This window comes from Allgaiera indica (genome assembly GCF_900106675.1).
GTDB lineage: Bacteria > Pseudomonadota > Alphaproteobacteria > Rhodobacterales > Rhodobacteraceae > Acidimangrovimonas > Acidimangrovimonas indica.
On the sequence record NZ_FNOB01000002.1, the window covers coordinates 285,672 to 312,515 of the forward strand.

General features: G+C 67.3%; 25 protein-coding genes. 12 read left to right on the forward strand and 13 right to left on the reverse strand.

The window, feature by feature from the left end; translation table 11 throughout:
• Positions 1 to 106 precede the first annotated feature (106 nt).
• A complete protein-coding gene (locus BLV97_RS03075) occupies positions 107 to 823 on the forward strand; it encodes a response regulator transcription factor (protein WP_035841759.1) in 717 nt (238 codons plus the stop codon).
• 3 nt (positions 824 to 826) lie between these two features.
• Here the strand turns inward: BLV97_RS03075 and BLV97_RS03080 are convergent, their stop codons facing one another.
• The 4 genes from BLV97_RS03080 to BLV97_RS03095 all read right to left on the reverse strand — a co-directional run bounded on the left by BLV97_RS03080 (position 827) and on the right by BLV97_RS03095 (position 6,682).
• Positions 827 to 1,903, reverse strand: a complete 1,077-nt coding sequence (locus tag BLV97_RS03080) for a flagellin N-terminal helical domain-containing protein (RefSeq protein WP_035841761.1) — start codon at positions 1,901 to 1,903, stop codon at positions 827 to 829.
• Between the two features lie 8 nt (positions 1,904 to 1,911).
• Complete coding sequence (flgK, locus tag BLV97_RS03085) at positions 1,912 to 3,333, reverse strand: flagellar hook-associated protein FlgK (RefSeq protein ID WP_035841763.1); 1,422 nt, start codon at positions 3,331 to 3,333, stop codon at positions 1,912 to 1,914.
• 25 nt (positions 3,334 to 3,358) lie between these two features.
• Positions 3,359 to 4,663: a flagellar hook protein FlgE gene (locus BLV97_RS03090; RefSeq protein WP_035841766.1), complete on the reverse strand. Its 1,305-nt coding sequence runs from the start codon at positions 4,661 to 4,663 to the stop codon at positions 3,359 to 3,361.
• Positions 4,664 to 4,816: 153 nt separating this feature from the next.
• Positions 4,817 to 6,682: a hypothetical protein gene (locus BLV97_RS03095; RefSeq protein ID WP_035841768.1), complete on the reverse strand. Its 1,866-nt coding sequence runs from the start codon at positions 6,680 to 6,682 to the stop codon at positions 4,817 to 4,819.
• Between the two features lie 133 nt (positions 6,683 to 6,815).
• Between BLV97_RS03095 and flgF the strand changes: the two genes are divergently transcribed.
• From flgF to BLV97_RS03120, 5 genes are read left to right on the forward strand one after another with little or no spacing between them, the layout of a single operon-like run.
• Complete coding sequence (gene flgF / locus BLV97_RS03100; RefSeq protein ID WP_035841770.1) at positions 6,816 to 7,571, forward strand: flagellar basal-body rod protein FlgF; 756 nt, start codon at positions 6,816 to 6,818, stop codon at positions 7,569 to 7,571.
• A gap of 17 nt (positions 7,572 to 7,588) precedes the next feature.
• Entirely contained in the window at positions 7,589 to 8,374 is a 786-nt protein-coding gene (gene flgG, locus BLV97_RS03105) for a flagellar basal-body rod protein FlgG (RefSeq protein WP_035841772.1), read from the forward strand.
• 7 nt (positions 8,375 to 8,381) lie between these two features.
• Positions 8,382 to 9,068: a flagellar basal body P-ring formation chaperone FlgA gene (gene flgA / locus BLV97_RS03110; RefSeq protein WP_035841774.1), complete on the forward strand. Its 687-nt coding sequence runs from the start codon at positions 8,382 to 8,384 to the stop codon at positions 9,066 to 9,068.
• A complete protein-coding gene (gene flgH, locus BLV97_RS03115) occupies positions 9,065 to 9,844 on the forward strand; it encodes a flagellar basal body L-ring protein FlgH (RefSeq protein WP_035841776.1) in 780 nt (259 codons plus the stop codon). Before flgA ends, flgH begins: the two co-directional genes overlap by 4 nt.
• The gene (locus BLV97_RS03120; RefSeq protein ID WP_035841778.1) at positions 9,844 to 10,302 is read left to right on the forward strand and encodes a hypothetical protein; all 459 of its coding nucleotides are present in this window, start codon (positions 9,844 to 9,846) and stop codon (positions 10,300 to 10,302) included. Before flgH ends, BLV97_RS03120 begins: the two co-directional genes overlap by 1 nt.
• Before the next feature lie 180 nt (positions 10,303 to 10,482).
• Here BLV97_RS03120 and BLV97_RS03125 read toward each other — a convergent pair whose 3' ends face one another.
• The 5 genes from BLV97_RS03125 to BLV97_RS03145 all read right to left on the reverse strand — a co-directional run bounded on the left by BLV97_RS03125 (position 10,483) and on the right by BLV97_RS03145 (position 15,357).
• The gene (locus BLV97_RS03125) at positions 10,483 to 11,190 is read right to left on the reverse strand and encodes a flagellar hook assembly protein FlgD (RefSeq protein WP_035841780.1); all 708 of its coding nucleotides are present in this window, start codon (positions 11,188 to 11,190) and stop codon (positions 10,483 to 10,485) included.
• Between the two features lie 7 nt (positions 11,191 to 11,197).
• Complete coding sequence (locus tag BLV97_RS03130) at positions 11,198 to 12,706, reverse strand: flagellar hook-length control protein FliK (RefSeq protein WP_035841782.1); 1,509 nt, start codon at positions 12,704 to 12,706, stop codon at positions 11,198 to 11,200.
• 9 nt (positions 12,707 to 12,715) lie between these two features.
• Complete coding sequence (locus BLV97_RS03135) at positions 12,716 to 13,459, reverse strand: sigma-70 family RNA polymerase sigma factor (RefSeq protein WP_035841784.1); 744 nt, start codon at positions 13,457 to 13,459, stop codon at positions 12,716 to 12,718.
• 290 nt (positions 13,460 to 13,749) lie between these two features.
• A complete protein-coding gene (locus BLV97_RS03140; protein WP_035841786.1) occupies positions 13,750 to 14,244 on the reverse strand; it encodes a hypothetical protein in 495 nt (164 codons plus the stop codon).
• A gap of 375 nt (positions 14,245 to 14,619) precedes the next feature.
• Positions 14,620 to 15,357 carry a winged helix-turn-helix domain-containing protein gene (locus BLV97_RS03145; protein WP_051646026.1) on the reverse strand — a complete coding sequence of 246 codons (738 nt, stop codon included), beginning with the start codon at positions 15,355 to 15,357 and terminating at the stop codon, positions 14,620 to 14,622.
• A 328-nt stretch (positions 15,358 to 15,685) separates the two neighbouring features.
• Between BLV97_RS03145 and BLV97_RS03150 the strand changes: the two genes are divergently transcribed.
• From BLV97_RS03150 to BLV97_RS21130, 3 genes are all read left to right on the forward strand, one after another.
• Complete coding sequence (locus BLV97_RS03150) at positions 15,686 to 16,081, forward strand: MucR family transcriptional regulator (protein ID WP_081825039.1); 396 nt, start codon at positions 15,686 to 15,688, stop codon at positions 16,079 to 16,081.
• 196 nt (positions 16,082 to 16,277) lie between these two features.
• Positions 16,278 to 16,724: a Ros/MucR family transcriptional regulator gene (locus BLV97_RS03155; protein ID WP_035841787.1), complete on the forward strand. Its 447-nt coding sequence runs from the start codon at positions 16,278 to 16,280 to the stop codon at positions 16,722 to 16,724.
• Between the two features lie 202 nt (positions 16,725 to 16,926).
• A complete protein-coding gene (locus BLV97_RS21130) occupies positions 16,927 to 18,138 on the forward strand; it encodes a flagellar motor protein MotB (protein ID WP_051646028.1) in 1,212 nt (403 codons plus the stop codon).
• 6 nt (positions 18,139 to 18,144) lie between these two features.
• On the opposite strand, the gene BLV97_RS03165 is transcribed toward BLV97_RS21130, so the two are convergent.
• Together BLV97_RS03165 and motA are read right to left on the reverse strand one after the other, a co-directional pair.
• On the reverse strand, positions 18,145 to 18,594 hold the full coding sequence (locus BLV97_RS03165) for a hypothetical protein (RefSeq protein WP_051646029.1): 450 nt from the start codon (positions 18,592 to 18,594) through the stop codon (positions 18,145 to 18,147).
• A 14-nt stretch (positions 18,595 to 18,608) separates the two neighbouring features.
• Positions 18,609 to 19,505, reverse strand: a complete 897-nt coding sequence (motA, locus tag BLV97_RS03170; protein WP_035841789.1) for a flagellar motor stator protein MotA — start codon at positions 19,503 to 19,505, stop codon at positions 18,609 to 18,611.
• A 218-nt stretch (positions 19,506 to 19,723) separates the two neighbouring features.
• Here motA and BLV97_RS03175 point away from each other — a divergent pair, with 218 nt between their 5' ends.
• Genes BLV97_RS03175 through BLV97_RS03185 form a run of 3 tightly spaced genes read left to right on the forward strand, consistent with a single transcriptional unit; the run spans position 19,724 to position 24,179 of the window.
• Positions 19,724 to 20,914 carry a hypothetical protein gene (locus BLV97_RS03175; RefSeq protein ID WP_035841791.1) on the forward strand — a complete coding sequence of 397 codons (1,191 nt, stop codon included), beginning with the start codon at positions 19,724 to 19,726 and terminating at the stop codon, positions 20,912 to 20,914.
• Positions 20,911 to 22,314, forward strand: a complete 1,404-nt coding sequence (locus BLV97_RS03180) for an FkbM family methyltransferase (protein WP_051646030.1) — start codon at positions 20,911 to 20,913, stop codon at positions 22,312 to 22,314. Before BLV97_RS03175 ends, BLV97_RS03180 begins: the two co-directional genes overlap by 4 nt.
• Positions 22,311 to 24,179 carry a tetratricopeptide repeat protein gene (locus BLV97_RS03185; protein WP_035841793.1) on the forward strand — a complete coding sequence of 623 codons (1,869 nt, stop codon included), beginning with the start codon at positions 22,311 to 22,313 and terminating at the stop codon, positions 24,177 to 24,179. Before BLV97_RS03180 ends, BLV97_RS03185 begins: the two co-directional genes overlap by 4 nt.
• Before the next feature lie 267 nt (positions 24,180 to 24,446).
• Here the strand turns inward: BLV97_RS03185 and BLV97_RS03190 are convergent, their stop codons facing one another.
• Positions 24,447 to 25,409 (reverse strand): Gfo/Idh/MocA family oxidoreductase, encoded by a 963-nt coding sequence (locus tag BLV97_RS03190; protein WP_035841795.1) that lies wholly within the window; start codon positions 25,407 to 25,409, stop codon positions 24,447 to 24,449.
• Positions 25,410 to 25,564: 155 nt separating this feature from the next.
• On the reverse strand, positions 25,565 to 26,839 hold the full coding sequence (gene frc, locus BLV97_RS03195; protein ID WP_035841827.1) for a formyl-CoA transferase: 1,275 nt from the start codon (positions 26,837 to 26,839) through the stop codon (positions 25,565 to 25,567).
• Positions 26,840 to 26,844: the final 5 nt, after the last annotated feature.

The following is a 26,844-nucleotide window of genomic DNA, read 5'->3' on the forward strand; positions in this document are numbered from 1 at the left end:
TATACATGAAGTCTAGCAAGTATTAATTCATTTGTTGTTGACCGCAATTCTTGCGATCCGTAATATCTTGGAAATCGTGCGCAAGCACCACGGAGGCCACCCAGACATGTATCTTTATGTCTACGAACCCCGCGAGGCCGCGCGCCGGGCGCTTCTTGACCGGCTTCGCGGCTCTGCCCTGCAGCCGGTGACGGTGGAAGAGACTTTCTTCGGATCGGATCTGACGCGCCTGAACCGCAAGGGCAGCGACACCCGCGCTATCCTGATCGGCGCCACGCCTCGTGCGCTGGCGCTTATCCGCGCGATCCGCAAGCAGGGTTGCCAGAATCCGTTGCTGGTTTTGCCCGGGCAAGCCTTGGGGGATGGTGATCCGGCGCGGTTGCTGGATGCGGGGGCCGATGACGTGCTAAGCCCCCGGGCCGATGGCGCCGAGATCGCCAGCCGGATCAACGCGATCAACCGCCGCATCTACGGCCATGCCGCGGAAAGCGTCACCGTGGGCGAGGTCGAGGCCTTCTTCGATGGCCGCGACCCCGAGGTCTCGGGCGAGCGGGTGCGCCTGTCGCGGCGCGAGCACGCGATCTTCCAGCATCTGGTGCTGAGCGCGAACCGCGTGGTCAGCCGCGCGGCGATCTACGACGCCGTCTACGGCATGGACGACGACCAGCCCTTCGATAAGGTGATCGACGTCTATATCTGCAAGCTGCGCAAGAAGCTGTCGACTGCCGCTGCCAGCGGCCATCAGTATATCGAAACGGTCTATGGCCGCGGCTACAAGTTCAGCGCCGCCGACCAGAAGGCGGCCACGATCGCCGCCGAATAGCTGCTACATGTAGTTCAGGATGCTCAGCTTGCCGATCTGCGCGGTGGCGACATAGGTTGCCTGCAACTGGGTCTGCAGCTGGGTCAGCCGGCTGGCGGCAGCGTAGGGGTCGACACCCTCGAACGCGTTGATGCGGCTGGTGTAGACGGCCTTCAGATCGCCCTGCCGCGTCGCAGTGTCCGAAACCAGCTTTTGTTGGCTGCCCAGCTGCGCCTGGGCATCGGTCAGCCCCGCGATCCCATCTGACAGCGCCCCGACGGCCGATTTCATCCACGCCTTGTAGGCGCCCGGATCGCTGATCTTCGACGGATCGGTCGAAGCCAGCATGGTCAGCCCCTTCAGGATGCCGCGGATCGACGGATCGTTCGCCTGAATGCCGTAGTCGACATTCTGGCCCGGGGCGATCTGGCCGGCCACGCGGGGGTTGGGATTGCCCGAAGCGTCCTTTGCCGGGGTGCCATTGTAGAAGGTGGCCTCGAAATCCTGGCTGGTGCCGGTGGTCGAATTGAACACCGCGTCGATCTGTCCGGCCTTGGTGGCGGCATCCGCGGCGCTGGTGGGGCCCGCGCCTACGATCGAGGCGATCACGCCCTGCGGCGACAGGCCGGTGGCGCTGTTGACCTGATCCCGAACCTGCAGCGGCGGCTGGTCGCTGGTGGTGCCGGAAAACAGGTACTGACCGGCGAAATTGGCGTTCAGCGCGGTGGTGATCTGATCAAGCGCGGCCTTCGCCGTCTGTTGCAGCGTCGCCGCGTCGGCGCCGGGCTGGGCCAGGTTCGCCACCGCCTGCGCGATCACCGACTGGGCGGAATCGTGCACCGAGCCCAGCGCCGTGGCCATCACGTCCATCTTGTTGCCAAGCAGCGCGTTCGACTGTGCGAAGGCATCGGTTTGGTCCATCTGCGCCCGCAGCATCATCGGGATCGCGGCCGTCTGGCCCAGATCGGAGAAGACATTGGCGCGCACGCCGGTCGAAACCTCCTGGCTGGCCTGTTGCAGTTCCACCTGCAGCCGGGCCACGTCGCGCCGGGAATTCTGGCCGGCGATCAGCGTCGATAGCGGATTGAGAATGTTGATCATGGCCCCTCTCAGACCGCCTTGATAAGGTCGTCCATCATCTGCGAGATGGTGCTCATCATCTTGGAATTGGCGGCATAGCTGTGCTGAATGACGATCAGTTTCTGCAGCTCGTCATCGATATTCACCCCCTCGATCCCCTGGCGCGAGGCGTTGATCGTCTGGGCCGAAGTGGACAGCGCGGTGTAATTCTGCTGCGCCTGGGTGCCCTTGACCTGCTGATAGCTGATCATGTTGGCGGCGAAGTCGCGCAACGATAGCCCGGCGGGAAGATCGGTCGCGGCGCTTACCGCCACGGGCGCGTCAAAGACCTTCTGGAAGGCCCGCACCTGGGTCGCATCGCCGCTTGCGCCCGGGGTGGTCGCCCCGACCCCGTCGCGGATCCGGCCAAGCGTGCCGCCCTGCGCCGGATCGACCGCCGCATTCACCGCGATCCGCCCCGCCAGCCCCGACAGGTTCGCGGGGTTGAACGCCGCGCCCGCATCGGTGAACAGCCCCGCCTGCCCCGCTGACAGCGAGGCATCGGCGCCCTGGAACCCCTGCACCAGCGCCGCCGCCATGCTGTCGAGCTGGTTCTGGAAGGTGGGCAGGATCTGGTCCTTCAGGGAAAACAGCCCCGCCAGGCTGCCGCCGTCGAAGCCCCGTACACCCGTGTTGCCGGGGGTGATCTCGGTCTGGCCGACATACAGCTTGCCCGAGGCCTGATCGTACCGCACGCTGCCGGCGTTGCTGCCGTCGACCAGCTGCGTCCCGCCCGAGGTATACAGGCTGACCCGCCCCATGCCATCGGTGCGCAACTGCACGTTCATGATCTTGGCGATCGCCTGCACCTGCTGGCCGACCGCATCCTGCAGCTCCACGCTGCCGGTGGAATTCTCTGTCGCCGAGGTCAGCGACTTGTTCAGATCCGCGATCTTCAGAAGCGCGCGGTTCAGATCGGTGACATTGTACTTGATCTCGGTCGTGACCTCGCTTCCGACCTGCCGCAGCGCGCCGGCGGTGTCATTCAGCGATACTGTCAGGGCCTTGGCCGCATCCAGCACCCCGCGCTGCGCGGCGGCGTCGCCGGGGCTGTTGACCAGCGTGTCGAAACTGGTCTGCAGTGCCGTCAACTTCGTCAGCGGAGAGGTATCGCTGCTGCTGCTGCCCAGCACGGCGGTATAGGCCTGCACGCCCTCGTGGATCTGCTGCTGCTTGGCCATCTTGCCGGTTTCAGAGCGGTACATCCGGTCAAGCGAGGCGTCGACTTCGCGCTTGACCTCCGACACCACGACGCCGCCGCCCGTGCCCGGCGCCAGGGTCGAAAAGGACGCGTCCTTGCGCACATAGCCTTCGGTATTGGCGTTGGCGATGTTGCGCGACGTCAGATCCGACCAGGCCTGCGTGGCCTCCAGTCCGCTGCGGCTGACCTGAAGGGCGCTGTTGAGGCTCATCCCGAATGGCTCCTGTCAGGCGGTGTCAGCGTTTCAGCTGCGCCGTTTCTTGCAATATCTGATCCATGGTGGTGATGATCTTGGCGTTGGTCGAATAGGAGCGCTGGATGCGGATCAAATCGGTCAATTCTTGCGCGATATCGACGTTCGACCCTTCCAGCGTCTTCGACACTATCTTGCCGACGCCGCCGCTGCCGGTGGGAGCATTGTAGTAAGCGCCTGCTGCGGTGGACAGCTTGTAGGCATTGCCGTTGACCGCAGCCAGGCCGTTGGGATTGGTCACCTGGCCCACCGGTATCTCGTACAGTTTCTTGCGAGTGCCGTTGTCGAAGACCCCCACCAGATTCCCCTGGGCGTCGACCTCTACGCTGGCCAGCTTGCCCGCCGCCGCGCCGTCCTTGCCGAAAGTCTGCGGCGTGAAGTCGCCCGCGAACTGTGTCATGCCGTCGGCCGTGCCCGGCGTGCCCAGCGCAATCTGGATCGTCTGCGGCGTAGAGCCGTTCGCCACCGTCAGCGTGCCGGAGCCGGTCGCGGTATTGAAGCTGAAGCCTGCAGGAGCGGTCGCCGTCGAGGTGACGCCGGAATAGGATTGCGGCTCGCCCGCCGCGGGGCCGGAATTTGCGAAATCCATGGTGACCGAGCCATAAGTGTTGCCCGCATCATCGGCGATCGACACCACCCATCGATCCGGGGTCGAGGTCGGTTGCCAGTTGAACAGAATGCGCCCCGTGGCCCCCAGCGCGTTGTAATATTCCGTCGACGACGTGAACGGCGCACCCGGCGTCGCCAGGCCGGTCTCCTGCGAAGGCAGATTGCCCTGCACGCCGATCTTGCTGGTCGCCGAAGGCTGGATCGTGGCACTGTCGACATTCACCGTCTTCATGCCCGAAAAACTGTTACGGTCGACCTGCTGCAAGGTGCCGCCGCTGCCATATTCGTAGCCCGCCAGATAATAGCCCGCGGAATTGCGAAGATTGCCGTTCGCGTCCGGCGAGAACGACCCGGCCCGGGTCAGCATGTAATGCGACTGCACCGGATCGTTGGGCGAGGTCGAAACGATGAAGAAGCCGTTGCCGCTGATCGCCAGATCGGTCGGAGACGAGGTGCTTTGCAGCGTGCCGCCAAGCGTGACGGTATTGTTGTCGACCGCCGTGACCCCTGCGGGCCCCGCCCCCCCGTCGGTGCTGGCCGTGGTGGTCACCATCTCGGCGAAGCGGCGCTTGTAGCCCACCGTATTGGCGTTGGCGATATTCTCCGATACCCGGCCGATTGCGGTGGAGTTGGCGAAAAGCCCGCTGACCCCGGTTTCCATCGCGCTCGAGATACTCATCGAAGGACTCCCTTGTTTCCTGACCAGAAGGCCGCTTGAACAGGAAATGGGGCCGGGATGTTTAGCCGAGGTTAAAACCTCAAAACAATCCTTGGATTTCTTTTGAAAATCAAACCGCCAAAGAACCGAGCACTGAATAGATCGGATTTACCATCAAGGACCCTTTTTCTTCTTGACCGCCCCGACCGATGGCCCCGCGCCGCCCGCCTCCGTTGCCTTGGCGGCCTGGTCGATCACCACCTGCGCACCGGCAAGCCGCGCTTGCGCCGCGGCGTGCTTAAGCGGCGAGATCGTCGCGGGCTCGTCCAGAATCGCGCCGGCGATGCGGCCCCAATGCGCGGCACCGCCCAGGTCGGGATAGGCCGCGGCGACATCGCGCGCCGTGGCGCGATCGCCCAAATGCCAGGCGGCAAGCAGCAGGTTGATCGCATCGGTGTCGTCAAAGCCCTTGGGATCGGCCCGGCGCAGATCCTGGTAGCGGCCGCGCGCCGCGCGCCAATCGCGCGCCGCCATCGCCGATTGCGCCAGCAACCGCAGATCGGCGGGATCGGGGGCCGCAACCTGCGCCGCCGCGACCGCCGCCGCCGCGGGATCGCCCAGCGCCGCCTGGACACGCGCCTGCAACAGCGCCTTGCGGTCCGCCAGCCCGTTGGGCAAGGTCCCCACCGCCGCCAGTGCCAACGCCGCCGCATGCCAGCGCCCCCCCGCGGCCATTGCCTCGGCCTCGGCCAACTTCAGCCGGCCCAGCCGCGCCGGATCCTTGGGCCAGTGCCCGGCCTCGGCCCCCAGCCGCAACGTATCGTAGATACGGGCATATTCCTGTGCCGCCATCGCCGTCGCGCCCAGTTGCAACAGCCGTGCCGCCAGGGCCTCGGCGCTGGCTTCGAACGCGGGGTCGAAACGATAAAGCGGGATCAGCCGCCGATGCAGCGCCAGCAGCTTGCCCAGCGGCACCTTTCCTTCCAGCGCGAACTTGTAATAGGCCGCGACCAGGCCCCGGGCCTGGCGCCGCGCGGGGGCCGCGTCCTCGCTTTCGGGAAAATCGCGCAGCAGCTGCCCCAGCGTCAGCAGCATTCCGGGCCAGTCGCCAAGCGTGCGGTCCACCTGCACCAGCTGCCGCAGGGTATCCAGCTCTATCGTGCCGCCTTGCCATCGGGCCAGGTTGCCTTCCAGCAGCACCCGCGCCCGAGAAGGCGACAGGCTCTTTTCCTGCAGCCCCAGATCGACCAGCGAAATGAGCGCGCGGCGGGCGAAGGGGCCCTCACCCTGCGCCGCCTGGCCAAAAGCCTGCGCCGCGCGCTGGGGGCGGCGCACGCCTTCGGCCGCCCGGCCCAGAAGGTAATCGTAGACCGGGCGTGCCTTCAACTCGGGATAGGCATCGAAACGCTCGGCGATGCGCCTGGCCAAAGCCCAGTCACCGATATCGAGCGCCGCGCTGAAGAACAGGGGCAGGCAGGTTTCGGCATAGACCCTGGGATATGCGGACAGCCGCGCGAATGCGGCGGGCAGGTTGTCGCGGATGCCGTCGCCCTCTTTCGCGCGGATCGCGTTCAGCGCGGCCCAGAACGGGTAGTCGGGCCAGCCCCTGTTGGCCGGGGCAAGCGGGCTGTCCGCCAGATCCGCGGCCAGCGGCTTGCCCTGCATGATCCGCAGCGCGGCCCGCAAGGCCACCAGCCGCGCCCGATCCGGGGCCGGTAGCGCGGCGGAATCGACCGCCCCCAGCAACGAGCGCGCCTCGGGCAGCATCAGATGCGCCAGATACAGCGTGCCCAGCCGCAGCCGCGCGGCCTGCAGTTCGACCGGCGAATGCGCGGCCCCCAGCGCCGCCAGCCCGGCGCGCCGCTCGGCGCTGAAACGGGCGTCGGTGTGGCGGGCGAAATCGAAGGGCGTCAGCACATTCGAAGGGCTCGCGGACGGGGATGTCGCAGGCGCCGAGAGGGCCGCGCCGGACAGGCACAGCTGGACCGCAATCAGCGCCCCGCCGATGCCAAGCCAGCCACCCCGCCTACCCCGCCTCATGCGCCCCACAATCCTTTCATTAATTCTCTTGCCAATTCACTGACGGAAAGGATAATAAGGATTGAAGCAAGGAAAGCAAGTGCAGCCGCAAGACCATTTGCAGCCAAATGGGCAGAAGGGCAAGAGACGCCGGATGGACAATTCCACCTATGTTTCGATCTCGCAAGCGCTGGCGCTGGAACGCAGCCTTGATGTGACCGCGAACAACATCGCCAATTCCAACACCGCCGGGTTCAAGGCCAGCCGGGTGGATTTCACGACCCTGGTCGCGCAGACATCGGCGGGCAATGGCCACAAGATCGACCCAACGGATTATGTGCGCCCCTCCACGGGCCGTATCGATTCCCGCCCCGGCCCCTTGCAACGCACCGGCAACCCGCTGGACGTGGCGCTTTCCGGGGCCGGCTGGTTTTCCTACCGCACCGCCGCCGGACAGACGGCCTATGGCCGCGACGGGCGGCTGGCGGTAGACGCCCAGGGCAATCTGGTCACCGTGACGGGCGCCGAGATCCTGGACGACGCGGGCAGTCCGATCGCGATCCCGGCGAATTCGGCGGGCGGGCTGCAGATCGGCACCGACGGCACGATCACCGACCGCAGCGGCGCCACACTGGGCCGGATCGGCGTGGTCGATGTGCCCGGCATCGCCGATTTCCAGCGCGTCGAAGGCGGTATGTTCATCCCGCCCGAGGGCGCCACGCCCGCCACCACCCCCGCCACGGGCACCAAGATCGCCCAGGGTTTCCTGGAGCAAAGCAATGTCGAGCCGGTGCTGGAACTGACCCGGATGATGGAGATCCAGCGCGCCTATGACCGGGCGATGACGCTGCTGAGCGACCAGAACGACCTGCGCAAGCAGGCCCTCGGCCAGCTCGGCCGGCTTGGCTGACGCAAAAGGAGACGGACATGAGAGCACTCGGGATCGCGGCGACGGGGATGATGGCCCAGCAGACCAATGTGGATGTCATCTCGAACAACATCGCCAACGCCAATACGGCGGGGTTCAAATCCTCGCGCGCGGCGTTTCAGGATCTGGTCTATCAATCCGAACGGCGCGAGGGCGCGCTGACCTCCAGCAACGGCACCGTGCGGCCGGTGGGCACCGATATCGGGCTGGGTGTGGAAAGCGCGGGCGTGGTGCGGCTGAACACCCAGGGCGGGCTGACCAAGACCGACAACCAGCTGGATCTGGCGATCGACGGCCAGGGCTATTTCGCGATCACCATGCCCGACGGCAGCCTTGCCTATACGCGGGCGGGGAATTTCCAGGTCAGTTCGACCGGGCAGATCGTGAACCTCGAGGGCTACCAGGTGGTGCCCGGCATCACCATCCCGGCCAATACCACCAAGGTCGACATCAGCCAGCAGGGCATCGTCCAGGCCTATGTCGGCAACAGCAACACGCCCGTGCAGCTGGGTCAGATCACCATGGCGACCTTCATCAACGAGGCCGGCATGAAGCCGATCGGCAACAATCTTCTGAAGGCCACCGCCGCCTCGGGCAGCCCGGTGACGGCCAATCCGGGTGACCCCGGCGTCGGCGTCCTGCGCCAGGGCTATATCGAAAGCTCGAACGTCAACATCATCCAGCAGATCACCGACCTGATCGCCGCCCAACGCGCCTATGAGATGAACTCGAAGGCGATCCAGACCGCCGATCAGATGATGTCCTCCACCTCTCAGATCAAGTGATGCAGCCATGCGCGCCGTTCTTCTTTCCCTGTTTCTGAGCGCCGGTCTGGCCCAATGGGCCGCGGCGACCCAGGCGCCGACGCTACCCCAGCCGATCCCGGTCACGCGCCTGATCGCCGAGAAGGCGGCCACCGAGACCGGCGCCGCGATGCCGCCTGCGGCCAGCTACCAGGTCGAACTGGCGCCGGGCAGCATCGAGAACGGCACCCTGGTCAGCGCCTTCCAGATGGATCCCTCCTCGGGCGCCTTCGCGGCCAATGTGGTCACCCAGGCGGGCGAGACATGGCGGGTCACGGGGCTGGTCACGCTGATGGTGCCGGTGCCGGTGCCGGTGCGCCGCATCCTGCCCGACGCGATCCTGACCAGGCGCGACTTCACCACCGTGAAGCTGCCCTATCAGCAGCTCAACAGCTTCACCGTCACCAGCCTGGGGCGGCTGGACGGGATGCAGGTGCGCCGCGTGCTGGCCGCCGGCCGGCCGGTGATGGAACAATCGGTCTCGCCGCCGATCGTGGTCAGCCAGGGCGACCGGGTGTCGATAGAATATCGCAAGGGACGGATGCAGCTGACGGCGCCGGGGCGCGCGATCACCTCGGCCGAGGCCGACCATGAGGTGCGGGTGATCAACCTGGTCTCGAACCGCACCGTCACCGGCATCGCCCGCGCCACCGGCGTGGTGGAGGTACAGCCATGAAACGCCTTTCCTTCGCGCGCTCTCGCGGCGTCTTGACGCTGATGGTCGCAACCTGCGCCCTTTCGGCCTGCGCGGCCTACAAGGATGCGCGCGATCCCAAGATGGCGGGGATGCAGCTGGACGCCAAGACCATGCCCGAGGCCGCCAGCGTCCAGGTGCCGATGCCGGCGCCCGAACCCGCCTATCGGCCGAAACGCGCAGAGGCAGCCTCGTTGTGGCGCACCGGCTCACGCGGGTTTTTCGGCGATCAGCGTGCAACCAAGGTGGGCGACATCCTGACTGTCGACATCAACATCGACGATCAGGCGAAACTGTCGAACGCCTCGCAGCGGCAGCGGGCGGGCAACCAGAAGCTGGGCAGCCCCACCTTCTTTGGCTATGGCGGGCAGATCTACAAGGCGCTGCCGGGCGTCGGCAAGGCCGACCTGCCGACCGGCGGCCAGATCGTCGATCTGGGCTCCAGCTCCGCGGCCTCGGGGTCGGGCTCGATCGACCGCAACGAGACGATCAGCCTGAAGGTTGCGGCGATGGTGATCAAGAAGCTTGCCAATGGCGAGATGGTCGTCGCCGGGCGGCAGGAGGTGAAGGTGAACCAGGAATTGCGCGAATTGCGCGTGGCCGGGATCATCCGCCCGCAGGATATCCGCATGGACAACACCATCCCCTACGAAAAGATGGCCGAGGCGCGCATCACCTATGGCGGCAAGGGGCAGATCTCATCGGTGCAGCAGCCGCGCTATGGCGACGATTTCCTGAACGTCGTGCTGCCCTATTGATGGCGCGCCCGCTGCCCCTTCTTCTGGTTGCGCTGGCGCCGGCCCTGGCCGGGGCGGCAGGTTACTTCGGGGCCCGCTTCCTGAACCCCGCGCCCGCCCCCACCGCCGCCGCCGCGGCCGGCCATGCCGCCCCGAAACCCGATGCCACCCTGCCCGTCGGCACCTTCGCGGTGCAGATTTACCAACCGCGCAGGATCGATACGCTGGTGGCCGAGGTCTCGGTCACCGTCGCCGGTCCCTCGGAGGCCACGCTTCAGACGCCCCAAGGCATGGCACGACTGCGCGACCGCGCCTATCAGGTGCTGCTCGACGCCGCCGAGACCCCAGATTACCGCGGCCAGGACATCACCGCCGCGCAAGTCGCCCGGACCCTGGCCGCGGGGCTGGGCCCGGCCGCGCCGGGGTTGCGCGGCGTCTCGGTGCAAGAGGCCGTGACGATGAAAACGCCGCGGCGGTGATGCGATCGCCACCCGCCAAAGGCGGGCATACCGGGCCTAGCACCCCGGCCGTCGCCGCCGCCCCGATCAGGCGCGCGCACCAGGCGCCCGAACCGGAAACCTTGTCCGCGACAAAAGGCACGCCACCCGCGTTCTTCTTGGTCCAAATACTCCGGGGGTGCAGGGGGTAGCGCCCCCGCCCTATCCGGCCGAAAGAATATCGCCCGGGCTGACCTCGGCGCCGTTGCGCAGCTTCAGCGTCTCGCCCGCGCTGCCGAACAGCACCTGATCCACGACCGTGGTCGGATAGGTATCGTACGAAATCGTCTTGCCCGACGCATCCACCGCGTTGATCTTGACATGATACACCCCGTCGGGCTGGGCCAGGCCCGCGTCGTTGCGCCCGTCCCAGCTGAGGTTTTGCATCGTGCCCCCGGCGGTGGGCAGGCCGGTCAGCTTGCGCACCGTGGTGCCGCTGGCGTCGACGACCGTCGCGGTGACCGACGCGGCGGCGCCGGCCAGGCGATAGCGCGTCTGCCCCGCCCCGCCCGACAATTCGATCCGGTCCGAGGCCAGGCTGACCGAACGCCCCAACATCCCCAGGGACGCCATCCCCGACATCGCCCCGACCTTGGTGTTCAGCGTCTCGAGGTTCTTGTTGGTCTGCACCGATTGCTCGACCTGCGACAATTGCGCCAACTGCTGCACGAACTGCGTCGAATCCATCGGCTTCAGCGGATCCTGGTTCTGGATCTGCGCGGTCAGCAGCTTGAGGAAATTGTTGTAATCGACGCCAAGCTGACCCTGCGCCTTTGCCGCCGCGCCGGTGCTCGTGCCCGTCGCGCCCGGTACCGTCGCGCCCGGGCTCGCGGCGGTCGGGGCCGCATTCGTGGGAATGGTCGTTGTCATGGTTGCCTCACGTCCTGATGTCCAGTGCGCCCCGCCCAATGCGGTCCTGACGCCTGGCGGTGCCGTCTTCGAGCTGCGCCGTGTCGGTCGGCTCCGGGCCGCCCAATGCCCCCGCCGCGCGGGCCGCGCGCTTGGGCCTTTGCTGCCCGCCCTGACCGTCGCGCCCGGCGAAAGCCTCGAAATCCAGTACCGGCTGCGGCCCGGGCGTGGCCGAGGCGAACATCTGCGACAGCCGCAGATGGTCATTGCGCAGCGCGGCCAGAACCAGCGGGTTCTCGGCCCGAAGCACAACATTCAACCGCCCCGAGCCGTCACGCTTCATGTCGATCTGGATCTCTCCCAGCCCGCGCGGGTGCAGCGCGACGCGGGTCACCCCCTCGGACGGACGCGCCGCGCGGATCTGATCGCCCAGCATTCCCGCGAAGGCCTGCGGCGAGGGTGCCAAGGCCTGCACGGAGCCCGGCATCGCCGCTGCCAGCGGCGCGACCGGCACCGAAAGATGGGCCGGCACCGGCACGTTCCCTGCCGCCGCAAGCAGCGCGGCCGCACGCCCATCCGCGCCGCCGGCCCCCGCCCCGGACTGCGCCAGCAAGGCCATCGGATCGGGCGCCCGCTTTGCGGCAGCCTTCACGGCCTCGGCCGCCCCGTGACCCCGCACATCGGCCCCGCCGCCGGACTTCCCCGGCCCGACCTTGCCAACCGCCGCCACCGCCGGATCGGCCACCCCATCGGCGCTCCGCGCCATCTGTCCGGCCCGCGCCAGGGTTTCCAGCAGCCCCAGGGACGACTGCGCCGCAGCCGTGCCCCCCGTCGCCGAGGCCGCCTCGGCCCCCGGCAGCCCGTGGCCTTCACCGATCCGCTCTGCCGTGCGGGGCGACACAACGCCGCCGGGCGCGCCCGTCGCCACCGCCGGACGCACCAAACCCAACGCCTGGGCCACCAGGGCGAACATCGCCTGCGCCTGTGTCAACGGGTCGCCCTTCTGCAGGTCGGCGCCCGGCTTTGGCGCGCCCGCCGCGCCGCCCTTGGATGCCGCCAGCGCGGCGGCGATCCGATCCACCGCATTCGTGCCCAGCGCCCCGTCCATGCCGCCCAGCATGGCGCCCACCACCTGCGCCGCCGCCTTCAGGATCGCCGAGGCCTTGGCCCGGTCCCCCGAGGCCAGCGCCGCGCGGATCGCCTGCATCGTCTCGGCCTCCAGCGTTCTCAGCCCGCCGGCGACAGAGACCTTCAGCGCCACCAACTGCGCCGCGCTCGCGCCCTTCCGAGAAAGCCCGCCGGAAATCCCGGCCTCCGCCGCAGCCCCCGCGCCCTCGGCCCGAGCATCTTGCCGGACGCTATCCGTCGCCTGCGACGAGGCCGCCGCCCTTGTCCCGCCCTGCGCGGGCAATAGCGCCTGAAACTCGGCGCGCCCAGGCGCGTCGCGCTTGCCCGCCGCGCTGGGGGCGCCGGGGGTACCCCCCGCCCCCAGCTGGGTCAGCAGATTGGGCGGGGCGTTCGTCGGTGTACGCGGCATCATTTTCCCCTAGCTCAACATCGCGGGCGTGCAGCCCAACCGTTCCAGCCGCAACCGCAGCCGCGACAGCGCGCGCCGCTCGAATACCGCGACGCGATCCGCGCTGATCCCCAGCCAAGCCGCCGTCTCGGCAACCGTCTCGGGCTCTGCCGCCAGCTTGCGCCGCTCAAGCAATTCGCGATCCTGCGCGCCAAGCTGCCCCAGAGCCACAAGCAGGATCTCCCGCACCCGGGTGGCGCTCGATTCCGCTTCTGCGTGCTCTTCGGGCGTGCGCCCCGGCGCGCGCAGTTCGCCCAGGCTGGCCTCACCCACGCCGCCCGTCGCGTCGATGCTGAGATGCGCCTGCGACGCCAGCAACGCCGCGCGCTGCTCCTCGCCCGAGATCCGGCCCCGCCGCGCATCGAAATAAACCCGCGAGGGCATGTTCACGATGGTCTTCATCCGCGCCACCGCGGTCGAGATCGAGGTCTTCACCCACCATTGCGCATATGTCGAAAACCGCACCGTCTGTTCCAGGTCGAACAGATCGGCCGCGCGCATCAGCCCGATCATCCCCTCGGCCACCAGGTCCTCCAGCTCGACGGGGTTGGACGTCCAGCGCTGCGCCTGGGCATGAACAAGGCGGGCATGGCTTCGAAGCAGAAGTTCCAGCGCGCGCTGGTCGCCGCGCTCCTGCCAGTCGTGAAGGGCCCCGCGTTCGTCCTCGACGCTCAAGAGCGGAGCATCAAGCGCATCCTTGTAGCTCAATCCCATACGCCGCCGCCTATTCTTACTTTCGCTAGAATAGTAAGCACATACAAAGAAATCAGAAAGGTTTATCTTATTAAAGCAAGATTAATTAACATGAACCTTGCGAGGACGCGACGCCGTCGCCGGCGCAAGACCCGGCAAGCGCAACGGTGGCCCGCCCCGGCCGCGCGTCCATCATCATCCCGGGCCGACGCCCCGGACGGCCGATTGCCCCCGGGCGGAACACGCAAGGCGGCCGGGAACCCCGACCGCCCGGCCCGCGCCCCGCGGGAGGAATGACGCAGCCGGAGATGTCAGCCCAGGGCGCGATCCCCGCGCGAGAACTGGGTGCTGCGCTCGGAGCGGGCCTTGTTGCCACGCGCCTGGCCACCGAAGAAGCGCGCGTTCAGCCCATCGTCGCGGAACCCCGCGGGTGGAACTGTGGCGGCCTCGGGGTGGGAAACATCACGCCCCACATATTGAAGCGCCTTGGCCGCCTCATCCCATATCTCGTCGCCCGATTGGAATTGCCCCGGCGCCTGCGCGACCTCTTCGAAGATCACCACCGCACCGAAAGGCACCGTCAGCCCCAGTTCCTCGGCCAGCACATCGCCCAGCGAGAGCCCTGGCAGGAGCTCTGTCGCTTCGGGCAGGATGCGTGGCGCGCGATGCGGCTCTGCGTTGGCGAGGCAGATCGTTTCAACCGGAAGAAGGGCGCATACTCCACGCGCGATCTCGCCCTGTTCCCCGTCTCGCCACACAGTTACTGCGCCGCTCCAGATCTGCTCAAGCAGTATATTCACCTTCATGTCTAAACCGTCTCTCAGACATCCCCACCGTCTTCAGACTTTAACTTCACGATTTTTCACGCGTAAGTTTTTCTTTGTTAATTCTTGTGTCATGCGGCCTTCGCCCATGCCACCGACAGCCCGCCGCAGCGCAGACCCGGCGCCAGCAGCGCGGCGGCACCTAATCCGCCTTGTTCCAACCACAATTCGCACCCAAACATCTGGGCGACACATACTGCTGATAGTAGAAATAAGGCACGCCACCCCCTATATACAGATAAGTCGCGTCTATCGGATCTTTACAATTGATCGACTTGACCGGGGTCGGCGCCGATCGCGGCGCACGGGAATCAGTCGCCCGAAGCCCGCCGCCGAACCTTAGCCCAAGTTCACGGCCTAAACGGATTCGGCCTGGACCTCTTCGCAGAAGACATAGCCCTTGAACCGGATCGAGCGCAGGGCATAGCGGCCGCCGAACGCCTTGTGCAGCTTCTTGCGGATATTCGCGACATGGACATCGTAGCGCCGGTCGCCATATTCCCATTCGGCCTGACCGATCTGGCGCGCCAGCTCGTCGCGGCTTACGATCTCGCCCCCCGACCGGATCAGAACCGCCATCAGCTCGGCCTCGGCGCGGGTCAAGCGCACCGATTGCGACAGGCCCGCCGCGTGCAGGCGGTTGTCTCGGTCGATCAGCACCTGTGGAACAGTTTCGCTGCCCCTTCCACCGGTCTGCGAAAATTTGACGCCCAGCCGCGCGCGCAGGCGCAGGCCAAGCTCGCGCAGCGTCAGGGGCGCGCGCTGCACGTCATCGGCCCCGGCCGCGAAGGCATCGCCGGCCTCGTCCAGCGTCCCGGACGAGGCAAGGTAAAGGATGAAACTGCGCAGCCCCGCCGCGCGCAAGTCATGCAACAGCCCAAGCGCCGTATCGGGGCAGGATTGCCCCGAGATCACCATCAGCCGCGGCTGCGGATCGAACAGCGGCTCGCGAAGCAGCGCCGCCGCGGGCCTGATCTCGCCGCCGTCGACGATGAAGCCACAGCTGCGTCGCAGGAATATCTGAAGATCCCGACGCTCATCGGGATCTGACGCGAAGACAAAGGCCTTCGGCTCGGCCCCGGCATTGTTCTGCATGAGTCCCCAACCCGATACCCTGAACCAGCAAGTTTGCCGGAGGCGCACCAAAGCTGTCCCGCCACGCCCCGACCGACGGCACGAGCCCCATTTCATCGCGCGCGTCATAGCACCCCTATACCAAGTGTTTCATACAGAAAAACCCCTCCTTGCGTACAGGAAACGCTTCTTGGCGCGGGCCAGCCACAGACCGGCTCACCAAGATCAGCGAAGATGTGAATAAGTTTTGTTCTTTGACCTGTTCTTAATATTCTGCCCCATCTAGAGATATGCCGATGCATGGAGATCGGCCAAGTTCATCAATCAGCCTTAGGGGGGCCGGGTTTCGATGATGGGTAGCAGCGACGCCGGCAATACGCCTTTGATCGAGGAGATCGCCGCCCTGGTCGAGGCGCAGATCGCCCATGCTGGCCTTGCGACCGGCGAGGCGCTGCGCCTTGCCCTGAGGCTGCAGGCGGTGATGCTGGGGCCAAGCGCGCAACCCGCGCCCACGCCTGCGGTTCCGGTCGAGGACAGCATCCAGCCCGACCACCTGATCTGCCTTGAAACCGGGGCAAAGGTGGTCCTTTTGCGGCGGCATCTGATGCAAAAGCTCGGCCAGACGCCCGAGCAATATCGGCGCAAGTGGGATCTGCCGCCGGATTATCCGCTGGTTGCCCCCGATTACGCCCGCGCCCGCGCCCTCAGCCGCAGCGGCCGGCGCGCGCCGCCACCCGCAAGGTAACCCGCTTGGCAAGGAGACATTGCAAGAAATTATCGCGACAATTCTGCAATTTGGAGACGGACCGTCGGCCCAGGGGCCGGTTTTCGCCGATCGCGGCAAGGACAGGCCAAGTTTCTTGACGACAAATACAACATAGACCTACAATTGGTACTGTTACAGGCAAGTATTAATGAGTTCGGAATAAGAAGGATCTGAAATGAACAACCCGAAGGGCACTGACCCGTCGAACACGGTGGCCATGATCGCCTCGGCCTTCGCGGCCCGGCCCGACACCTCGATCGACGACATCGTCGAGCTGGTCGCGCGGCTCACCCGGCAGTTCCAGGCCGCCCCGCTGGGCGCCGATCACGCCATCGTCACCGCGCCGGTGGCGCGGAGCGGCGCGCAGCAGGCGGTCGCGCATCCCGCGATGGCCCCCGAACAGGCGGTGACCGAGGACAAGGTCTACTGCCTGTGCTGCGGCAAGGGCTTCAAGATGCTCAAGCGCCATCTGGGCGCCGAACACGGGCTGACCGAGGACGAGTATCGCGCCCGCTTCAACCTGCCAGCCGACATGCCGCTGGTGGCGCCCAGCTACAGCGCCCGCAAGGCCGATTACGCCAAGCGCATGGGCCTGGGAAAATACCGCCGCGAAGACGCCTGAGCGCCCTTCCCGCGGCATGCGGTGCGGCCCCCTGGGCGCATGCTGCCCGGGAAACGCCCAGGCAGCATCCCAAAGATGACCAAGACGCGCCTCTTTTTTGGCGCGTTTTTTGATGAGCTTGGCCCCCGTGGGGCGCATTGTCCGAAGAATCGGATGGCCTTCCGCCTGACCGCAGTATCCCGGCGCGGGGAAGGAAACACTCATGGCAGCTCGCCAGCAGGCTCGACCTATCATCATCCGGCGTGTCGACGAAGATGTCGATCATGCCCCTCACGGCGGCGCGTGGAAGGTGGCCTATGCCGATTTCATGACCGCGATGATGGCGTTCTTCCTGCTGATGTGGATCGTCTCTAGTGCCACCAAGGACCAGCTTAGGGGCATTTCGGACTATTTCGCGCCCGCCAAGGTCTCGATGACGGCCAAGGGCGGGCTGGGGGCGCTGGGGGGCACGACCTTCGGCCCCAAGGGCACGCTGAATCAGTCGAACGGTGTCTCGGCCCCCAAGGGGTTGGTCACCAAGACCCGCCATCCCGAAAGCGCCCAGACCCATCCCTTGCCGCAGATGACCGACCGCAAGGCGCCCGCCGATGCTGCGGCAGCCACGGCGAAACCCGCGATCGTGCCGGCTAGGGACGCGGAACATGGGGCCGCGCACGCTGGGACCGCGCAAGCCGGGGCGGTGCGGACCGTGATCAAGACGGTCGAAAGCCATGCCGCTGACGATGCCAATTTCAGGAAGGTCGAACGCGAGGTAACGACGGCGATGAACTCCGCGGCCGATCTGCGGCCGTTGCTGAAAAACGTGATGTTCGAGCAGACCAAGGACGGGCTGAACATCCAGATCGTCGATCAGGACAAACGGCCGATGTTTGCCTCTGGCAGCGCCAAGGTCGATGGCGCGACCCTGCACCTGATGCAGCGTCTGGCCAAGGTGATCGCGGGGCTGCCCAACAAGATCCGTATCTCGGGTCATACGGATGCGGTGCCCTACGCCGAGGGCGCCAGTCATGACAATTGGGAACTGTCCTCGGAACGCGCAAACGCGACCCGGCGGGTGTTTCTGTCGTCGGGTGTCGCACGGGACCGGATCGCGCGGATTTCGGGCGTCGCTGACACCGATCCTCTGATCCCGGAGGATCCGCGCGACCCGCGCAACCGCCGGATCACCGTGACCCTGGCCTACCAGCAGCCGGCGCCGCCTGCCACGGCCACGGCCACGTCCGAGCCGCCGCGCGCGGCCTCCAATCCGGTGCCCGAAGCCGGGCCCTCCGTACCCGCCTCTGCCCCGCCCGCGACTGCGCCGCAAGGCGGCACCATCAGCGCGAAAGCCGCGGCCAGTGCCGCCGCGCCTGCAGCCCTGGCGCGCACCTATTCGATGATCGGCCTGGAAGACTTGCGCCGCGCGGCCAACTAGCGCGGCTCAGCGCGCCCTGCGGCCCAGGCCCGGCCCGCCTTCGCGCCCACGATGGGCGCGCAACGCGATCTCGTCCAACTCGGCGGCCTCGGCCTTGGCGGCGGCGGTCCGAAGCGCCCCCCGCACACCATCGAGCAGCCGCTCGTTCGCCTTGGCCTCGCGGAACCGCGCCAAAAGTGCGGCCTCGGCCTCGGCCAGTTCCGTCTCTAGCCTGGCGCGCTCTTCCAGAAGGTCGGCCTCCTCGGCGCGCATCGCCCGTAGATAGCCCGGCAGATAGGGGGCGGCCTCGATGCTGCGCGGCGCCCCTTGCCCCTGTAGCGCCTCGTGCAACCGCGCCCGCGCGGCATCTATTTCAGCGATGCCAGCCAGGATCCGGCGCGTCTGTATGGCCTGGGCTTCAAGCGCCCGCTGACGCAGACGGCCCGTCAGTTCCAGCGTGCCCAGCCGCCCAGCCATCCCCCGCGCCGGCCCTAGGCCGCCTGCGCCGGTTGCGCCGATTGCTGCGCCGCGGTCAGTTCCTTCTGTGCCTGCTCGACGGCGTAGAAATCGGGCTGCATCGCCGTGGGAATGCTGCCGCGGCCGATTTCGATGCAGATGTTGGGCGGATGGCCCGCGACCATGGCGACGAAAATGTCTCGGATCACATGGTAGAGCGAGGCGTCCTCGTCCTCGATCTGCTTCAGCCGCCCCGAAATCGGCGCGACGAAGCAATAGGCCAGGAACACGCCCAGGAAGGTGCCGACCAGCGCGCCGCCGATCATCGCCCCCAGTACCGCGGGGCTTTCGTTGATCGCGCCCATGGTCTTGATCACCCCCAGCACGGCGACGATGATCCCGATCGCGGGCAGGGCGTCGGCCACGGTCTGGATCGAATGGGCCGGCGCCAGCGCCTCGTGATGATGCTTCTTGAGCTTGCGGTTGATCACGTCCTCGGTCTGGTAGGGGTCGTCGAATTGCATCGCCAGCATGCGGAAGCTGTCGGTGATCAATTCGACCGCGAAATGATCGTTCAGAAGCCGCGGATAGCGCTGGAAGATTTCACTCTCCTTCGGGGTCTCGACATGGCTGTCAAGCGCCAGGATCCCCTTGGTGCGGTAAAGCCTGGACAGTTCGAACATCAAGGACAGGATGTCGTTGTAATCCTTGGCCTTCCACTTGTTTCCCTTGAACACTTTCAGAAAGGCCTTGCCGGTGCGTTTGATCTGACCAAGGGAATTGGCAATTATGAAGGATCCGACGGCCGCCCCGCCGATCATCATGCCCTCGAACGGCACCGCATGGATCAGGACCTCCATCTTGCCGCCCGACATGGTGAAACCACCAAAGACAAGGCCAGCCACCAGGATCAGACCGATCAGAATCGTCATTCGAGCCACCTCGCGTCTCGGCTGTCCGCGAGCCGGCGCACCGCCGCGGACCTTGACAACAATTCTTCTTGCATCCGATGGGAATGTCAACAACCCGAAGGAAATTTATGCTTGCATTTTCTGATTGCTGCGCGAAAAACCTGCTTCAGACAAGAATTGTTGACAATCTATTCTTGCAATCTTAGCGTTTCAGCCAGGGTTCATACAGGACGATTCCGATGCAAGGTCGCCTTGATGCCGTCGCCATCTTCCTTGATGAGGAGGAGCTGGGTCAGCTGTTCGACGGCTGGCCCGAAGCGATGCGGCTTGCCGTTTGCCTGGACGAGGCCGGAAGCTGCGCGATGCTGGTCCACCACCGGGACGAGGACGCGGGCATCTTGCGCCGCGTGACCGAGACGCTGGACCGCCCCAATGGCGAGTTCTGCGTGGTTCCGGCGCGGCCTGGCCTGCCGACACGGCATATGCTTTTCTCCGAGGAGCGCAAGCTGATGCGCCTGGTTGTGGAAAGCACTGACCTGGTGGAATTCGCCACCGATTATGCGCTCAACTACAGATTTGCCGCCGAAGAGGGACTGGATGTGGAGGCGATGCTGACCGGACGTCCCCGGGCCGGCAAGCCCACCAGCGCGCCGGTCGCACCGGCGCCCCAGCCCGCACCTCGGCCCGAGGCGCCGCGCCAGACCAGGCCCGAGGATCAACGCCCCTCCCCCTCGGCCCCGCCGGCCGCGGTCAGAGCTCCGGCGCCGGCGCGGGCGCCCTCGTTCGCGCCCGCCCCGACCCCGACCCCGGCGCCAACTCCGGCTCCGGCCGCGCCGGCCGGCGATCATGGGCTGCCCGAGGGTTTCCACCGTCTCCGCCCCGAGGTCCAGCAAGACGGGCTTTTCGCCGAGGCGTTGCTGTCGCTGGGCCGCCCGGGCGAGGTGCGCCTGACGGTGGGCACGCCTACGCCGGACACGCCCGGCCTGAAAATCCCCGAGATCTATTTCCGCAACGATTTGCTGAGCTTCGCCATTCCGGCCTCGGCGCTTGCGGGAACCGAGCGCCTGCCCGCCAAGCTGGTCTTCGACGAAGCGCTCATGCCGCGCGCGATGGTGGCCGCGCTGGGCCAGGGACCGCAGGCGGTGCGGCTGACGGCGTCGGGCGCCCATCTTTTCGTCGGCCTTCCCGCGCCGCGCGCCTCGATGCCGGCGGTGGCGGCGGCGGCACGGACCCTGCCCGCGAAGCGGCGTCGCCTGGGCCGGCGCCTGTTGCGCGGCGGGCTGGGCGGTGGCGCGTTGGTCGCCGGGGTCTTGCTGGCGGTGCGGCTGGGCCTTTCGCCCGCCTTCAGCGGCACGGATGGTCCCGGCACCGTCAACGCGCTGCGCGACGCCATCTTCGCGCGGATCGAAACGACGGGGACCGGGCAATGAAATGCGGCCTGATCACCCCGATCGGCCCCGGCCATGCCAGGCTGTTCGAGGAAAGTTGCCGCCCCTCGGTCGAGGCCGCCTGGGGCTATCACCACGGCCCGTTCGACGAGCTTGTGGTCTATCCGATGGACGACACCGAGGGCCGTCACGGGCGCTCGAACCGGCGTAACGCGGCGATCGAACAGGCGGCGCGCGAGGGGGTGGACTGGGTCTTCTTGCTGGATGCCGACGACATCCTGGCGCCCAATGCCTTCGAGGCCTTCGGCCGCATCCTTGCCGACGAGCCGGCGCTGGACGCCGTCTGGGGCCTGATCTGCGAACTGGACCCGGCCGGAGAGCCGCAGCTGCGCGAGGGCCAACCCGAGCGGATCGACAGCTATGCCGATTTCCTGGCCCACGCGCCGGCGATGGCGGTGCAGATCGGCGGCTTCTACCGCACCCGGGCGCTGGCGGGTCTTCGCTTTGACGAAAGCCTCGACACGGCCGAGGATTACACGCTTTACCTGCAGCTCTGGCGCGGGGCGCGCTGCGCCAAGCGGCCCGAGATCTTCTTTCTCAACCGCCGTGGCCAGCATTCCACCGGGCCGCGTTCGGCCACCGGGCAGGATTGGCGGCTGGCGACGGACCGGCTTTGGGCCGGGGCGGTGCGCGAAACCCCGCTTTGGGCCGAAGTCGACCATGCCGGGGTGCGCGCCCGGATGCGCGTGACCAACCCGCTGGATCTGATCCAGCGCACCCATCTTGCCGGGCAGTTCTTCGAGGCCGAGCCGTTGTCGCGCCTGCACGGCCTGGTGGCGCCCGGGGCGCGGATCGTCGATGTGGGGGCAAATGTGGGCAACCATGTCGTCTGGTACGCCCAGCACCTGTCCCCCGCCGCGATCCTGCCGGTCGAGCCGAACCCGGCCGCGATCCGCCTTCTGGAAGAAAACATCGCCGCCAACGGGATCGAGGGCGTGGTCGACCGGTGCGGGATCGGGCTGGGCGTGGGCCGCGCCGAAGGCCGCTTTCGCGCCGAGACCCCCGATGCCGACAACCTGGGCGCCACGGCGCTGACGCCGGATGGGGCGGGCGATCTGCGGGTCGTGACGCTTGATGCGCTGCTGGGCGACACGCGCGTCGATTTCCTGAAGATCGACGCCGAGGGGATGGAGCTGGACGTGCTCGCCGGCGCCGCCCGGACCATCGCCCGCAACCGCCCGGTGATCTGGATCGAGATCCAGCGCGCCAACATCCTGGGATTTGCCCAGCGCTGGTGCCGCGCCAATGGCTACCGTCTGGCCGACAGCGTGCCCTATGTCCATACGATGGACTATTTCGCGGTGCCCGAAGCCTTCGTTCGGCCCGAAACGGCCGCAGCCCATGCCCCCGCCGGGCGGATGCCCGAGGATGTCAGCGCATGAATACCGCCGCCCTGTCGCGCAAGGGCCGCCGCGCCCTGCAATCCGAGGCCCAGCGCACCTATGGCGTGCCCGGCCCCGCCGCACTGGCCCTGCACGAGGCCTACATGGCGCTGAACCACAAGGATGCGGTCACCGCGACGACCCGCGCGCAGGAGGTGTCGCGATCGCATCCCGACAGCCAGCACCCCTGGGTGATCCTTGGTATCGTCGCGCTGAACCGGCATGAGGCCGAAACCGCGCGGCGGTTCTTCGAGGAAGCCCGGCGCGTGGCACCGGACGCGCCGCAGCCGCTGGCGGGGCTGGGCAAGGCGCTGGTGTTGCAGGGCGATGTCTTCGCCGCCGTCGATCTGTTCGCCGCGGCGCTTCAGGCCGGCAGTTCCGACCGCCCGATGATCCGGCTGTATGCCGATCTGATGTCCAGCATGAACCGGTTGACCGAGGTGGCGCGAACCCTCGAACGCGCCGCCGCCCGCCTGCGCGACCCCGCACTCTACCATATGCTGGCCGAGATCTATCTGACGGCCGAGGAATACCCCAAGGCGATCGCGGCCTTCGACGCCGAATATGCCCTGGCGCCCGAGACCGCCGATGCGCGGATCGGCCAGGTCAAGGCGGCGCAGTATCGCCACGATCACGCGCGCGCCGAACAGCTGACCGCCGCGTTGCTGACCGAGATGCCCGACCGCGACGAGTTGATCAGCCTGCGCATGACGGCGCTGCGCAACCTCGGCCGCGCCGAGGAAGCGCTGCATCTGCTCGACGCCCAATTCAGCGCGCCGATCTACTACAAGCGTGCCCTCGCGGTCGCCGCGCATGTCTATCTTGACCAGGGCGCGCGCCAGGCCGCGGGCCATGCCTTCCGCGCCGCCGATGCGCTGACCGACGAGGAATCGCTTTGGTCCGGGCGCGCCTATGGCACCTTTTGCTTCGGCGAGGGCCGCTTCGACGAGGGCGCCCCCTTCTACGCAAGGCGCCAGCCCGAGGCCAATCGGCACAAGATTCCGTTCGCCAGCTCAGCCCCCGAAAATCTGGCCGGCCGCAAGCGGCTTTATCTGATGCAGGAACAGGGGATCGGCGATCAACTTGCGCTGATGCCCCTGATCGCGCTGGCGCCGCTGGCCGAGGGGGCGGAGATCACCTTTGTCGGCGACCCTCGGATGGAGGCGGCGCTGAGGGGCAATACCCTTGGGCTGCGCTTTCGAGAAGAGATCGAATTCACCAAGGAACAGATCGCCGGCGGCGAAATCATCTTTGTGGGCGATCTGACCCGTTACCTGCCGGCGCGGCCCCGCGCGGCGCCGCTGGGCGGCTACCTGCGCCCCGATCCGGCGCGGGTGGCCCAGTTGCGAAAACGCTACCGTGACATGGCGACGGGGGCGCCGGTGGTCGGCGTCGCCTGGCGTTCGGGCGACCGTCTGACAGGATGGCACCGTTCGGTAGCGCTGCCCGATCTGGCGGCGCGGTTGCCGGGGGGGGCGCTGGTGGTGAACCTGCAATATGGCGATTGCGCCGCCGAGTTGGCGGCGGCCAGCGCACGGCGCCCCGACCTGACCTTCCTGGACGACCCCGAGGTCGACCAGATGCGGGATCTGGCCGCGTTCCTGGCCCAGATCCAGGCGATCGACCGGATCGTGACGATCGACAACACGACCGCGCATGCTTGCGGCGCAGTCGGACATGCGGATACCCATGTGCTGTTGCCCGCCGGCGCGGAATGCATGTGGTATTGGGGCCGCGAGGGACGGGACGATCCCTGGTTCGGGATGCTCCACCTTCACCGTCAGGCCCGGCCGCGCGACTGGTCCGCGCCGCTGGACGCGATCGAGACCCTGTTTTCCGGCGTGGCGCACACGCGATCCGGTTGAACCCAGCCGCGCGGCCGGCTGTAGGCGCACCTTGGTGTTCCGGAATAATCGGTGAAGCTGGGGGGGGGCGCGAAAAAAGCGGGGTGTGGCCCCGCTCAAACTCGCAACAAACTACAACTCAGAGTGTAGAAACTCAGACTGCGACAGGCAACGCTTTGCGCCCCGTGCTCCGCGCAATACCCCGAAATGTGACATGAAATCCTCTTTCCGGCCGATTGCAGGTCCTACCTGGGGATGAAAGCCCTGCACCCCGCCTACCGGGACGGATCAGGGCCGGTCGCGCAACATCGCCTCGACCAGGCGCTGCACCTCCAGCGCCTCCTGCGGGGTGGCCAGGCGATGCGGCCGGCCGGCAACGCACAGAAGCAGATCGTCAAGCTGCGCCTTCAGGGCGACGGCGCGCCGGTCGGCGGGCGCGGGCCGCACATCGGTGAAGGGGCCACCATCCGAGACGCTCTCGTCCGAGAATTCGCTGACCCGATGGCTTGCCTTGCTGCCCTTGATGGTGAATTCCTGCCGGTCGGGTTGAGCGCCGCCGACGCTGGCAAGGATCGAGACCGGCAGGCCCGCGGGGTTTTCCAGCCGGGCAAGCAGCGCGGTTTCGCACAGCGCCGGATCCGCGGGATAGGACGGACGCGCCCAGACAAGCGACAGCGGCCCCAGGATGCGCTGGGTGAAGAACAGGAAATGCGAGATCACCTCGCGCGTCATCCCGCCTTCGGCGCGGAACCGCAGCCAGTCGGCGGCCTGCTGCCAGGCGCGCGGCCAGGCGGAATAGGTCACGATCATGTCGACCCCCATCAGATCGCCCATCGCCCCCGATCGCGCCGCCTGGCCGATATTGCCAAGTGCCGCCCCCGCCGCCTGGGTGAAATTCACCGCCGCCGGCACGCCACTGTCCGCGAGCGCCGCCACCAGGGCCTCGCTTTCCGCCAGATCGACACCCAGGGGCTTTTCCAGGAACACCGCCTTGCCGGCCTTCGCCGCCGCCAGGGCATAGGCCTTGCGCGGGACCGGAGGGCAGGCAAGGTAGACCAGATCCGCCGCGGCGATGGCCTCGTCGGCCGTCGCGGTGATGCGCGCGGCGGGGGCCAGGGCCTGCGCCGCCGCGCAGGCAGCGGCGTCAGGATCCCACAGGGCCACCGGCGCATAGCGCGCGTGCGGCGCCATATGTTCAAGCATCCGCCGGCCCATGATCCCCAGCCCGATGACCGCCGTCTTGACCGCCATGTCCGCCCCCCCTGTTGCTTGCCGTGCCGGGGCGGTTGCCGCCGGCCGCGCCACATTGGGGGGACGGCGCGGGATTGCCAAGCCCCTGGCGTATTTGGGGAACAATGAAAGGGGTGGCGTAGCCCCCGGCCCGCGGCGCGGGGTTGGGGCGCCGGTCATTCGGCGGCCGCGCGCCGGGGCGGCCCCAGGGCGCCCGATCGTGCCAGAAGTTCGAGATCCTCGGCGCCGTATCCCAGCAGCTCGGCCAGGACTTCGCCGGTATGGGCGCCCAGGAGCGGGGCGGGCGTGACCTCGACCGCGCTGTCCGACAGCTTGATCGGGCAGCCCACGGTCAGATGGCGGCCCCGGGTGGGATGATCGACCTCGACGATCGCGCCGCTTTGGCGCAGGCTTTCGTCGTCGGCGATCTCCTGCATGCTGAGGATCGGGCCGACGGGGATGCCCAGCGGATTGCAGGCCTCCATCACCTCGAACTTGGTCAGGGTCATGGTCCAGGCCTCGATCGCCTCGAACACGGTGTTGAGGCGCGGCAGGCGCGCCTCGGGGGTGGCGAAATCGGGATCCTCCACCCAGGCGGGCCGCCCGATCAGCGTGCAGATCCGCGGCCAGACCGCGGCTTGGGTGATGAAATAGGTATAGGCGTTGGGGTCGTCCTGCCAGCCCTTGCACCGCAGGATGCGGCCGGGCTGGCCGCCGCCGGAATCGTTGCCCGCGCGCGGCACCGCCTCGTCGAACGGCAGGCCCTCGGCGAATTGCGAATATTCGCGCAAGGGGCCGTGGCGCAGCCGCTGCTGGTCGCGCAGCTTCACCCGGCAGAGGTTCAGCACGCCGTCCTGCATCGCGGCGCTGACCTTCTGGCCGCGTCCCGTCCGCTCGCGCTGAAAGAGCGCCGTGACGATTCCCAGCGCCAGATGCAGCCCGGTGCCGGAATCGCCGATCTGGGCGCCGCTCACCGTGGGGATCCCGTCGCGAAACCCGGTGGTCGAGGCCGCACCGCCGACGCATTGGGCGACGTTCTCGTAGACCTTGCAATCGGCGTAGGGGCCTGGCCCGAACCCCTTGATCGAGGCCAGGATGAGGCGTGGGTTGATGCCTTGGATCACCTCCCAGGAAAACCCCATCCGATCCAGCGCACCGGGGGCGAAATTCTCGACCAGCACGTCGCAGACCTCGATCAGCCCGGTCAGCACCGCCCTGCCCCCGGCGGTCTTGGTATCCAGTTCGACCGAGCGCTTGTTGTGGTTGAGCATGGTGAAGTAAAGGCTGTCGGCGCCGGGGATGTCGGCCAGTTGCGCGCGCGTCGCGTCGCCGGTGCCGGGGCGTTCCAGCTTGATCACGTCGGCGCCGAACCAGGCCAGCAGCTGGGTGCAGGTCGGCCCCGACTGGACATGGGTGAAATCGAGAACCCGAACGCCTTCCAGGGCCTTCATCTGCA

Bases quoted from the DNA above. Each gene is read 5' to 3' on its own strand.
- BLV97_RS03075 (WP_035841759.1), top strand. From the start codon at position 107: ATGTATCTTTATGTCTACGAACCCCGCGAGGCCGCGCGCCGGGCGCTT.
- BLV97_RS03080 (WP_035841761.1), bottom strand. From the start codon at position 1,903: ATGATCAACATTCTCAATCCGCTATCGACGCTGATCGCCGGCCAGAAT.
- flgK (WP_035841763.1), bottom strand. From the start codon at position 3,333: ATGAGCCTCAACAGCGCCCTTCAGGTCAGCCGCAGCGGACTGGAGGCC.
- BLV97_RS03090 (WP_035841766.1), bottom strand. From the start codon at position 4,663: ATGAGTATCTCGAGCGCGATGGAAACCGGGGTCAGCGGGCTTTTCGCC.
- BLV97_RS03095 (WP_035841768.1), bottom strand. From the start codon at position 6,682: ATGAGGCGGGGTAGGCGGGGTGGCTGGCTTGGCATCGGCGGGGCGCTG.
- flgF (WP_035841770.1), top strand. From the start codon at position 6,816: ATGGACAATTCCACCTATGTTTCGATCTCGCAAGCGCTGGCGCTGGAA.
- flgG (WP_035841772.1), top strand. From the start codon at position 7,589: ATGAGAGCACTCGGGATCGCGGCGACGGGGATGATGGCCCAGCAGACC.
- flgA (WP_035841774.1), top strand. From the start codon at position 8,382: ATGCGCGCCGTTCTTCTTTCCCTGTTTCTGAGCGCCGGTCTGGCCCAA.
- flgH (WP_035841776.1), top strand. From the start codon at position 9,065: ATGAAACGCCTTTCCTTCGCGCGCTCTCGCGGCGTCTTGACGCTGATG.
- BLV97_RS03120 (WP_035841778.1), top strand. From the start codon at position 9,844: ATGGCGCGCCCGCTGCCCCTTCTTCTGGTTGCGCTGGCGCCGGCCCTG.
- BLV97_RS03125 (WP_035841780.1), bottom strand. From the start codon at position 11,190: ATGACAACGACCATTCCCACGAATGCGGCCCCGACCGCCGCGAGCCCG.
- BLV97_RS03130 (WP_035841782.1), bottom strand. From the start codon at position 12,706: ATGCCGCGTACACCGACGAACGCCCCGCCCAATCTGCTGACCCAGCTG.
- BLV97_RS03135 (WP_035841784.1), bottom strand. From the start codon at position 13,459: ATGGGATTGAGCTACAAGGATGCGCTTGATGCTCCGCTCTTGAGCGTC.
- BLV97_RS03140 (WP_035841786.1), bottom strand. From the start codon at position 14,244: ATGAAGGTGAATATACTGCTTGAGCAGATCTGGAGCGGCGCAGTAACT.
- BLV97_RS03145 (WP_051646026.1), bottom strand. From the start codon at position 15,357: ATGCAGAACAATGCCGGGGCCGAGCCGAAGGCCTTTGTCTTCGCGTCA.
- BLV97_RS03150 (WP_081825039.1), top strand. From the start codon at position 15,686: ATGATGGGTAGCAGCGACGCCGGCAATACGCCTTTGATCGAGGAGATC.
- BLV97_RS03155 (WP_035841787.1), top strand. From the start codon at position 16,278: ATGAACAACCCGAAGGGCACTGACCCGTCGAACACGGTGGCCATGATC.
- BLV97_RS21130 (WP_051646028.1), top strand. From the start codon at position 16,927: ATGGCAGCTCGCCAGCAGGCTCGACCTATCATCATCCGGCGTGTCGAC.
- BLV97_RS03165 (WP_051646029.1), bottom strand. From the start codon at position 18,594: ATGGCTGGGCGGCTGGGCACGCTGGAACTGACGGGCCGTCTGCGTCAG.
- motA (WP_035841789.1), bottom strand. From the start codon at position 19,505: ATGACGATTCTGATCGGTCTGATCCTGGTGGCTGGCCTTGTCTTTGGT.
- BLV97_RS03175 (WP_035841791.1), top strand. From the start codon at position 19,724: ATGCAAGGTCGCCTTGATGCCGTCGCCATCTTCCTTGATGAGGAGGAG.
- BLV97_RS03180 (WP_051646030.1), top strand. From the start codon at position 20,911: ATGAAATGCGGCCTGATCACCCCGATCGGCCCCGGCCATGCCAGGCTG.
- BLV97_RS03185 (WP_035841793.1), top strand. From the start codon at position 22,311: ATGAATACCGCCGCCCTGTCGCGCAAGGGCCGCCGCGCCCTGCAATCC.
- BLV97_RS03190 (WP_035841795.1), bottom strand. From the start codon at position 25,409: ATGGCGGTCAAGACGGCGGTCATCGGGCTGGGGATCATGGGCCGGCGG.
- frc (WP_035841827.1), bottom strand. From the start codon at position 26,839: ATGAAGGCCCTGGAAGGCGTTCGGGTTCTCGATTTCACCCATGTCCAG.